Here is a 9809-nt window from a genome sequence, read left to right as displayed (position 1 = left end):
TTCCTCGACAGCTCCACTCCACAACCGGAGGCCTTCGCCGTCCTACAAGTTCAGACCGTGTCGTCGCACAAACTCGACCAACCTGGCTGGGCAGTACAACTAGGGCAGGCCTTCAGCCGACCGTCCACTTCTGGTTGGCGCCGCCCGTGCAGGTCCAGATCTGCAGCCGGGTGCCGTTGGCCGAGCTGTTCCCGGTGGCGTCGAGGCACTTGTCGGCCTGCGGATTGACGATGTCGCGTGCCGCGGTGACGACCCACTGCTGGGCCGCGCTGCCGTTGCAGTCCCACAACTGGACGACCGTGCCGTCCGCCGTGCCGCCGCCGTTCACGTCCAGGCACTTGCCCAGCGCCCGGATCGTGCCGTCGGAGACCACCGTCCACCGCTGGGCCGCGGTGCCGTTGCAGTCGTAGAGCTGTACGGGGGTGCCGTTGGCGGAGTTCGCCGCGGCGACGTCCACGCACTTGCCGGCCAAGCCGCGGATGGCGCCGCCGGTCCCCGAGTCGCCCGTCGTCACGGTGACGTGGTCGACCACCAGCGTCTGCGGGAAGACCGTGGAGGCGTCCGGGTCGCCGGGCCAGTAGCCGCCGACCGCGAGGTTGAGGATCAGGAAGTACGGCTTGTTGAACACCCACTGCTTCCCGCCCAGGTCGGCCGGGGTGCGCCGCTGGTAGACGTTGCCGTCCACCGACCAGGTGATCGAGTCGGGTGCCCAGTCGACGGCGAAGGTGTGGAAGTCGTCCGCGAAGGCCTGCCCGCCCGGCAGGGTGTAACCGGCTCCGATGCCGCCGGAGCCGGAGTAGCCGGGGCCGTGGATCGTGCCGTGCACGGTGGAGGGCTCGAAGCCGACGTTCTCCATGATGTCGATCTCGCCGGAGTCCGGCCAGTTCACCGGGGTGCCGAGCATCCAGAACGCGGGCCACATGCCCTGCCCGCGCGGCACCTTCATCCGGGCCTCGACGTGTCCGTACTGCGCCGTGAACCTGCCCGAGGTGTTGAGCCGGGCGGAGGTGTACTGGCAGGTGCCGTACCAGCACTGGTAGTTCGCCGGGTTCTCCTTGCGCGCGGTGATGACCAGGTGCCCCTGGCCGTCCAGCGCCGCGTTCTTGTTGCCGGAGGTGTAGTACTGCCGCTCGTGGTTGTTGACGTTGTCACCGGTCTCGATCTGCCACTTCGAGGAGTCGACGGCCGCTCCGGCCGGCCCGTCGAAGGTGTCCGAGAAGGTCACGGCGGCGGCCGTGGGGGCACCGTCGGCATCGGGTTCCGCCTGAGCGGCGGGCCCGGTGACGAGGGACGCGGCCAGCCCGGCGGACAGGGCGGCGGCGAGGAGGCATCTGCGGAGCAGGCGTGGACGGGCCACGGCGCTCTCCCTTCCGTACGGCGTCCCGGGGACGGGAGCGCCGAGCGAGGTGGGGGGTAAGGGTGATGCCTCTTGATTTAAGGGGTGAGGTAAGGGGTGGTCAATACCTTGGTACGGACTTGGTACGGACCACCTTTCCCTCTCTCAGTCGCGGGGCCGGCGCGCGTGCACCGCGCGGCTCATCCGCCGGCCCAGGAGCAGGTAACCCGCCAGTGCGCCCGTGGTGTTGAGGATGACGTCGTCGATGTCGAAGGCCCGCCCGGTGACCAGGGCGCCCTGGGCGAACTCCACCAGCAGCATCACCACGGCCGTCAGCAGCAGCACCCTCAGCAGCCCCCGGGTGCGCGGGGCGACCAGCGGCACCAGCACGCCGAACGGAATGCCCAGCAGCAGGTTGCCGCCGATCTGCTTCACGGCGTCCCGCAGCGCCGGCTGGTCCAGATAGGCCCGCAGCGAGCTGCCGGGACGCATGTTGGTGTGGGTCAGCGCCTCCGAGGCGGGGGAGGGGTGCAGCGTCAGCCTTGCCAGCACCACCGCGAACGCCACCATGAAGACGAACGCGCACGCCGTCGCCAGCAGGCGCAACGGAAGGGCGAGGGGGCGCCGTTCGTGCCGGTCGGCGTCGTCCTCGGCCTTGGCGGCGCGGGTGCGCAGCAACGAACGCGGCCCTGAGGCGGCACGAGCCATGTCGGTCCTCCAGTCGTCGACTTCCCCGCGTGGTGGAGCGGTTACCCGGGCAGGCGGCGAGGATGCGGTGGTCCTGCCCGTTGCTCAGGCCCCGTAGGTCACGCGCACCTTCTCGAAGCCGAGGGAGTGCAGCAGGCCCTTGAGCATCGCCGTGGTGTTGCTCTCCGCGCGCGCCTTCAGCTCGCTGTCCTTCGCCGCGTCGGCGATGTGCCGGGCCGCGAGCCTCCGCACGGCCTGTTCGCCGTTGGGATTGTCCGAGAACAGGTCGCCGAGGCGGTCGAGGAGCCCCCGCTGCTTGGACACCGCGTAGGAGCGCTCGGGGTCGAGGGCCGGCTCGCCGAGCGCGGCGTGCGGCAGCCGGAGCGTGGCCGAGGTGCGGTCGCCGTCGACCGTCACGTCGTCCTCGCCGACCTTCCCGAGGTCGACGTGGGCGTCGACGGTGCCCGCGCCGACGTACAGGGTGCGCGTGCCCCGGATGGCGTCGGGCAGGAACTTCGCGTCCTTCTCCAGATCCACGACGACCTGGAAGTTGCCGGACGCGGCCTCGTAACGGCTGATGTCCTGGACGGACTCCAGCAGCGCGGGGCCCGAGCGGTCGTGGGTCTCGCTGCCGAACACGTCCTTCAGCCCCGGTACGAGGCTCAGCCGGAACCCCGCGAACAGCACGACGAGGACCAGCAGGAACGCGGTCAGCACCTTCGCCCAGCCGGGCATCCGCCCGGGGAGCTTCCTGACGGGAGTCGTCATGGCGACGGCCCTCCTTCCTACTGTCCGCATGCCCCCCATCTCCCGTGCCAGACCGGGGAGTTGACGCGCGGCGGGGGAGAGTGGGGGCATACGGGGAGCGTTCGGCGGCTCAGTGGGACGGCTTCAGCGGGCGGTCCGCGGACGGGCGGGACGACCAGACCGCCTCCCCGCGGGTCAGCCCCGGCAGCCGCAGCTCCGCCTCCCGCACCCGCCGGGCCGGCAGCTCGCCGGTGATCAGCCAGGCCGGGTCGCCGCCGGTCGTGCCGGTGAAGTCCGCACCCAGCGCGGCGAGCTGGGCCGTCACCGGCGCCAGCGCGTCCCCCGGTACCTCCGCCTCGAAGGAGTGGTACGGCTCGTACAGCCGGGTCCCCGCCCGCCGCAGGGCCCGGCGCAGCACGATCGGGGTGAGCCCGCGGAAGTCGGCGGCGGTGCTGACCGGCGAGCTGAAACCGGACCGGGTCAGCGTGACCCGGCAGTCCGTGACCGCGGCACCGGACAGGCCGGTCAGCAGGGTGGCGCGGACCGTCTCCTCGACGGCCTGGTGGAAGGCGCGGGGGAGGGCGCCCAGCTCCGTCTCGTAGGCGAACACCCCGCCCGAGCCGCGCGGCCCCGGCTCGACCCGCAGCCCGATCGTCGCCCAGTACCGGGTGTGGTCGAGCCACGGCATCTCCTCGACCGCCTCGCCGGTGCCCACCGGGCGCTCCAGGAACCGGACGCGGCCCGGCGCGAACTCGGCCTCGATGCCGAAGTCCTCGGCCAGCGTCGCCGCGAGCACCTCCATCTGGACCTCGCCGTACAGCAGGAGCGCGGTGGCGCCGGACGCCTCGGGGCGGGCGTGCAGCAGCGGGTCCTGGTCGGCCAGCGCGAGCAGGGCGGAGCGCAGCGGCGCCGCCTGCCCGGGGTGCCGGGCCCGGACCAGGGTCTGCAGGGTCGGCGGGGCGAACTGCGGGGCGCGGTCGGTGAGGCCGCCGAGCCGGTCGCCGACGCGCAGGCCGCCGGGGACGCCGAGGGCCGCGATGTTCCCGGCGGTGAGCGTGCCGGCCCCGCCGACCACGTCCAGGCGCGTGACCCGGCAGGGGACCTCGGTGGTCCGGCCGTCGGACTCGCGCCGCAGGAACGTCAGCCGCTGCCGCGGGCGCACCTCACCGTCGTACAGCCGCAGGTACGCCGTCCGCCCGCCGCCGGGACCGGGGCGCACGGCGAACACCGTGCCCCGGGGTGCCGTGGTGCCCTCCGTCGCGGGCTGGGCGGCCGGGACCAGCCGGACCAGGTCCTCGACCAGTTCGGGGACGCCCTGGCCGCCGAGTGCGGAGCCGTGGTGGAGCGGATGGAAGGACCCGTCGGCGGTGCGGGCGGCGAGTGCGGCGGCCAGGTCCCCGGCGGCCGGCGCGGGACCGTCCACCAGCGCCGCCAGGATGCCCGGGTCGACCTCGGCGAGCGCCTCGGCGGTCCGCTCGTCCGGCGGGCGCCGCGTGACCCGCGCCCGCGCGGTGCCGGCGTCCGCCACCTCCGTCAGCGGCGCGACGTGCGGGGTCAGCAGGCGCCGGACGTCGCCGAGCAGGCCGTCGGTGCGGGCGCCGGCCCGGTCGATCTTGTTGACGAAGACCAGCGTGGGCAGCCGAAGCCGTCGCAGGGTGCGCATCAGCACCCTGGTCCGCGCCTGTACGCCCTCCACGGCGGACAGCAGCAGCACCGCGCCGTCGAGGACCTCCAGGGCGCGCTCGACCTCGGCGACGAAGTCGGAGTGCCCAGGGGTGTCGATCAGGTTGACCTGGGTGTCGCCGACGGTGAACGAGGCGACGGCGGAGCGGATGGTGATGCCGCGGCGGCGTTCGATCGCGCCGTCGTCCGTACGGGTGTCGCCGGTGTCGACGCTGCCGAGCCGGTCGACGGCGCCGTGGTCGAACAGCAGCCGTTCGGTGAGGCTGGTCTTACCGGCGTCGACGTGGGCCAGGATGCCGATGTTCAGGGTGCGCGGGGCGCGCGAGTCGTGCGGGGTCTGCATGCGGGGTGGAGTCCTCGTGAACCGTGGGCCGGAAGGGGCACTGGGGGTTTCCGAGGAGTCGGCGCATGCGAACGATCCTGACCTGTGGGAACACGGACGGTGTCATCATGGCGCCAACCCCCGGGTTCGCCGCAACCGGGTTTCCGTAAGCTGAGGTCCCCGGCCGGACAGGATCATGGCCGGACAGGATCACGCGAGGAGCGGTCCGTGCGAGACATCGCCGTGTTCAGCGGTAGTGCCCACCCCGAGCTGGCCGAGGAGGTGTGCGCGCATCTGGGCGTGCCCCTCAGCCCCATCCGGGTCAGCCGGTTCGCCAACGACTGCCTGGAGGTGCAGCTGCGGGCCAACTGCCGGGAGCGGGACGTCTTCCTGATCCAGCCGCTGGTCAAGCCGGTCCAGGAGCACCTGGTCGAGCTGCTGATGATGTGCGACGCGGCCCGCGGGGCGTCGGCAGGCCGCATCACCGTCGTCATGCCGCACTACTCCTACGCCCGCTCCGACAAGAAGGACGCGCCGCGCATCTCGCTCGGCGGGCGCCTGGTGGCGGACCTGCTGGTGGCGGCGGGCGCGAGCCGGGTGCTCGCCATGACCCTGCACGCGCCGCAGGTCCACGGCTTCTTCACGGTCCCGGTCGACCACCTGCACGCCCTGCGGGAGCTGGCCGCACACTTCCGGCGGTACGACCTCTCCCGTACGACGGTCGTCTCGCCGGACCTGGGCAACGCCAAGGAGGCCGCGGCGTTCGCCCGGATGCTCGGCGCTCAGGTCGCGGCCGGTGCCAAGCAGCGGTTCGCCGACGACCGGGTGAGCATCAGCGCCGTGATCGGGGACGTCGCCGGGCGGGACGTCATCGTGCTCGACGACGAGATCGCGAAGGGCAGCACGGTGCTGGAGCTGCTCGACCGGCTGCGGGAGGCGGGGCCGCGCACGATCCGCCTCGCCTGCACGCACGGGCTGTTCGCGGCCGGTGCCCTGGGGCGGCTCGGCGAGCAGCCGGACGTACTGGAGATCGTGTGCACCAACACCGTTCCGGTGCCGGCGGACGATCACACGGACAAGCTGCGCGTTCTGTCCATCGCCCCGGCGCTGGCCGAGGCCGTGCGCCGCATCCACAACGGGGAGTCGGTCAGTGCCCTGTTCGACGCCCCGCCGGCGGGCTGACGCCGAAGACCTCCTCCAGGGACGGACGCGGCGGCAGCACTTCCGCCAGGCCGGTGACCCGCAGCATGCGCAGGGTCAGCGGGTGGGCGCACACCAGGTGCACCTCCCCGCCCCCGTCGAGCACCCGGTGCCGGGCCCGGTACAGCAGCCGCAGCCCGGAGCAGTCGAAGAACTCGATGCCGCCGAGGTCGAGCACCACCCGGGCGCCGGGGCGGCCCGTCTCCCGGTCCAGGAGCGGGACCATCTCCCCGGCCGACGCGATGTCGATCTCCCCCCGGAACTCCAGCACCGTGTGCCCCCGCTCGCGGCGCACACGCAGGTGCCAGGTGGGCGACGCGGGTTCCTGCCGCACGACGACCTCGCCTCCAGCCTTCCGGGTCACAACCGTTCGTTCCGCTCGGGAAGTTACCCCGATCGAGCGAGTTTGAGCATGTTCGATTGACATATGTCATCGAAATCTCACACCGGGGCCAACCGTCGGTCAGTCCATGACGAGCACGAGCTTGCCCGTCGTGCGGCCCGTCTCGCCCAGCGCGTGCGCCTCGGCGGCGTCGGCGAGCGGGAACGTCCGCTCGACCGTCGCCCGCAGCTTCCCCGACTCCACCAGGCCGGCGATCTCCCGCATGTCGGCCCGGTCGGCGTCGACCAGCATCCGCACCGCGCGCACACCCAGCCGCTCGGCCTCCTCGTAGAACTCGTCCGACCCGACCGGCAGGATCGACACCACCACTCCGCCCGGGCGCAGCACGCGCAGCGACCGCAGGGACGTGTCGCCGCCGATCGTGTCCAGGACCACGTCGACGTCCTTCACGGCCTCGGCGAAGTCCGTCTCCCGGTAGTCCAGCGGCTCGTCCACGCCCAGGGAGCGCAGGAACTCGTGCTTGGCGGCGCTGGCGGTGCCGATCACGTGGGCGCCGCGGGCCTTGGCGATCTGCACGGCCACATGGCCCACACCTCCGGCCGCCGCGTGGACCAGCACCCGCTGTCCCGGCCGGACGTCGGCCCGCTCCACCAGCGCCTGCCACGCCGTCAGCGAGACCAGCGGCAGGGCACCGGCCTGCACGTGGTCGATCCCGGCCGGCTTGTGCGTGAAGGTGCGCGCGGGAGCGGTGACGTACTCCGCGTGGGAGCCGTGGCCGAAGGGGTAGGACAGCATCCCGAAGACCTCGTCGCCCGGCCGGAAGGCGGCGACCCCGATCCCGACTGCCTCCACCACGCCCGAGACGTCCCAGCCCAGGACGAACGGGGGCTCGCCGAGGAAGCCGCCGTTCGCCCGGTGCTTCCAGTCGGTCGGATTGACCCCGGCGGCCCGCACCCGCACCAGCACCTCGTTCGGGCGCGGCTCGGGGCGGTCACGCCGCACCTCCTTCAGGACCTCCGGACCGCCGAGGGTGTCCTGGCTGACGGCGCGCATGGTGTTCATCAAGAACCTCGCAAAGGGGAGAGGGGTTCCAACGGCACGGACTGCAACCTCCGACGAGATCCTGTCATTCCCCGACGCGGCGGGCACCCGGAGGCGAGCGGAGGCCCACCCGGTCGTCGGCAACTGCACACTCCGGCAGCCGCCGCGCCCCTGTCCGCCGTCCCGGGTTCCTCGCGGCCAACCGGTCGACCGCCCCGGTTCCAGCGCCTCAACTTGCCTACGTGCCACAGAGATTTGTCGATCCGGCGACCCCTGGCGGAGCGTGACGGAATCCTCACTTCCGCCCGGCCGTGAATTTGATCTTTTTGACTTCACAACCGATAAGCTCCCGACCGGCGCTGCGAGTTGACGCGATCGCGACGGGTCGGCTCGCGGTGCGTACTCATGAGTGCGGTCCCCCTTGCACGCCCCCCCGTGTTCGATGCACACCCCCCGTGTTCGATCGTTCTTGTTCGAAGGATGCAGATGGAACTCGCCACCCCGCCACCGGCGGCGCGGGCCCCTGTCGCCTGGTACAGCTGGTGGCTGATGCCACTGGGCCTGGGAGGCGGGACGGTAGCCGCCACGTTCATGAGCTCGGAGCGAATAACCGCGGCCGTCGCCGGTGCGGCGGCGACGGCGGCCGGCACCCTGTGCGTACGCCTGCTCCTGCGCACCCGGGCCCAGCTGCGCCGGGCCGAGGACGCGCACCGCGCCGCGCAGGCCGAGCACTGCCAGCAGTGGCAGCGGCACGTGGCCGGCCTGGAGCGGAAGTCCTCCGCCGACCGCGCCGCCCTGGAAGCACAGCTCTCCGAGCAGGCGCAGACGTACGAGGCGCGGCTGGCGGAACACGCCCGCGCCGCCGAGGGCCGGCTGGCCGAGCGGACCACCGCGTACGAGACCCGCCTCGCCGAGCAGACCGAGGCCTGGCAGGAGCGGACGGAGCACCAGCTCTCCGCGGTGGCCCGGCTCGCCGACGAGCAACTGCCCGACGCGATGCGCAGGCTGCGGGCCGGCGACGCCATCGACGACATCCTGCCCACCGTCGAGCAGTGCGCGAAGGTCGGCGCCGACCTCCAGGCCGAGCTGCGCAAGGTCCTCAGGACCGCGCTGATCGGTGTGGAGGCGGAGTTCGACCGCTCCACCTCCGCCGAGCAGGCGGTCATCGGCGTCGGCAACCGCATCCACGTCCTGACCAGCAAGCTCCGCGGCCGTCTGCACGAGCTGCAGGGCGAGCACGGGCGGCTGCCGGCCGTCGCCCGGGGCCTGATGGAACTCGACCAGGCCATTGGCCCCGCCGACTGCCTCGCCGCCAGCATCGGCGTGCTCGGCGGCTCCGACCGGCCCGGCCGGCAGTGGCAGGAGCCGCAGCGCCTGCTGAGCGTGGCGCGCGGCGGCATCGGCCGGATCAAGGACTTCCACCGCGTCCAGCTGCACCATCTGCCCGAACTCGGCGTCGACGGCGGCCTGGTGGACCACCTCACGCTGATCTTCGCGCACCTGCTGGACAACGCCGCGCGCTACTCGCCGCCCACCGAGCCGGTGGTCGTCTCCGGCAAGGAGGTGCCGAACGGCGTCGGCATCGAGATCCAGGACTCCGGCAAGGGTCTGAGCGAGGAGAAGAAGCGCGAGGCCGAGCACGCCCTCGCGGGCACCTCGCCCGGCCCGGGACTCGGCGGCATCTCGGAGGACGCCAACATCGGCCTCCGTGTCGTCGGCGCCCTGGCCCGCCGCTACGGCATCCGGGTGACGTTCGCCGACTCGCCGTGGCTGGGTACGTCTGTCGTTGTCGTTGTACCCCACAAGTACTTCGGCCCGCTGCCGGCGGCCGCCACGGCTCCCGCCGCCGCACCCGAGGCCGCGCCGGCCGCGCCCGCGACGACCGCCGCCGCGACGCCGGCCCCGGCCCCGGGACCAACCTCCGGACCGACGCCGGGACCCGGACCGGCCGGTGTCCCGGCTCCGACCGGAGGGGACACCGTGGAAACCACCCCGGGCGGCCTGCCCCGGCGCCGCAGCAGGCGCGCCGAGCCGGCCACGGCCGGGACGCGGACGCCCGTGCCGACCCGGACTTCCGGGTCCGCCGCGTACGGCGGCCCGACCGGCCCAGTCGGCCCGGCCGAGCAGTCCGCGGTGTCCGCGGTGTCCGCGGTGTCCGCGGTGCCCGCCGTCCCGCCGGACGCGTCGTTCGCCGGTCTCGCGGCCTTCGCCACGGCCGGACGCGACGCCGGCCCGGCGACCGGCGCCGCACCGCAGTCCGGATCGGCACCGCAGCCCGAAGCCGCACCGCGGAGCGAAGCCGCGCCGCAGCCCGGGCCGGCCCCGCAGCCCGGACCCGCACCACGAACCGGAGCCGCACCGCCGACCGGGGCCGCCGACGCCCGTGTCACGACCACCGGTGGGGCGCCCACCGCGCACCGCACTGAAGAGACTGAAGAGAGCGACTAGTC

8 protein-coding genes are annotated in these 9809 nt (G+C 73.2%); 2 read left to right on the top strand and 6 right to left on the bottom strand.

Features of this window, described 5'->3' with window-relative positions; genetic code table 11:
• Nucleotides 1–112: 112 nt before the first annotated feature.
• From KUM03_RS24350 to otr(A), 4 genes are all read right to left on the bottom strand, one after another.
• Nucleotides 113–1357, bottom strand: a complete 1245-nt coding sequence (locus KUM03_RS24350) for a glycoside hydrolase family 16 protein (RefSeq protein WP_217251408.1) — start codon at nucleotides 1355–1357, stop codon at nucleotides 113–115.
• 144 nt (nucleotides 1358–1501) lie between these two features.
• Nucleotides 1502–2044, bottom strand: coding sequence for a VanZ family protein (locus KUM03_RS24345; RefSeq protein ID WP_217251407.1), 543 nt, complete (start codon nucleotides 2042–2044; stop codon nucleotides 1502–1504).
• A gap of 84 nt (nucleotides 2045–2128) precedes the next feature.
• The gene (locus KUM03_RS24340; RefSeq protein ID WP_217251406.1) at nucleotides 2129–2791 is read right to left on the bottom strand and encodes a DUF4230 domain-containing protein; all 663 of its coding nucleotides are present in this window, start codon (nucleotides 2789–2791) and stop codon (nucleotides 2129–2131) included.
• Between the two features lie 109 nt (nucleotides 2792–2900).
• Nucleotides 2901–4796, bottom strand: coding sequence for a tetracycline resistance ribosomal protection protein Otr(A) (otr(A), locus tag KUM03_RS24335; protein ID WP_217251405.1), 1896 nt, complete (start codon nucleotides 4794–4796; stop codon nucleotides 2901–2903).
• A gap of 207 nt (nucleotides 4797–5003) precedes the next feature.
• Between otr(A) and KUM03_RS24330 the strand changes: the two genes are divergently transcribed.
• Nucleotides 5004–5957, top strand: coding sequence for a ribose-phosphate pyrophosphokinase (locus KUM03_RS24330; RefSeq protein ID WP_217251404.1), 954 nt, complete (start codon nucleotides 5004–5006; stop codon nucleotides 5955–5957).
• Here the strand turns inward: KUM03_RS24330 and KUM03_RS24325 are convergent.
• Together KUM03_RS24325 and KUM03_RS24320 are read right to left on the bottom strand one after the other, a co-directional pair.
• Nucleotides 5923–6309 carry an anti-sigma factor antagonist gene (locus KUM03_RS24325; protein ID WP_217251403.1) on the bottom strand — a complete coding sequence of 129 codons (387 nt, stop codon included), beginning with the start codon at nucleotides 6307–6309 and terminating at the stop codon, nucleotides 5923–5925. The two genes, KUM03_RS24330 and KUM03_RS24325, sit on opposite strands and share 35 nt — an antisense overlap.
• A 129-nt stretch (nucleotides 6310–6438) precedes the next feature.
• Nucleotides 6439–7380, bottom strand: coding sequence for an NADP-dependent oxidoreductase (locus KUM03_RS24320; RefSeq protein ID WP_217251402.1), 942 nt, complete (start codon nucleotides 7378–7380; stop codon nucleotides 6439–6441).
• 465 nt (nucleotides 7381–7845) lie between these two features.
• Here KUM03_RS24320 and KUM03_RS24315 point away from each other — a divergent pair, with 465 nt between their 5' ends.
• The gene (locus KUM03_RS24315) at nucleotides 7846–9807 is read left to right on the top strand and encodes a sensor histidine kinase KdpD (RefSeq protein WP_217251401.1); all 1962 of its coding nucleotides are present in this window, start codon (nucleotides 7846–7848) and stop codon (nucleotides 9805–9807) included.
• The last annotated feature ends 2 nt before the right edge of the window (nucleotides 9808–9809 follow it).

The organism is Streptomyces sp. AC602_WCS936, from assembly GCF_019049125.1.
In the GTDB taxonomy this organism is placed as follows: Bacteria; Actinomycetota; Actinomycetes; order Streptomycetales; family Streptomycetaceae; genus Streptomyces.
Note: the sequence above shows the minus strand (reverse complement) of the source record. Positions and strands in the feature narration are given on the sequence as shown.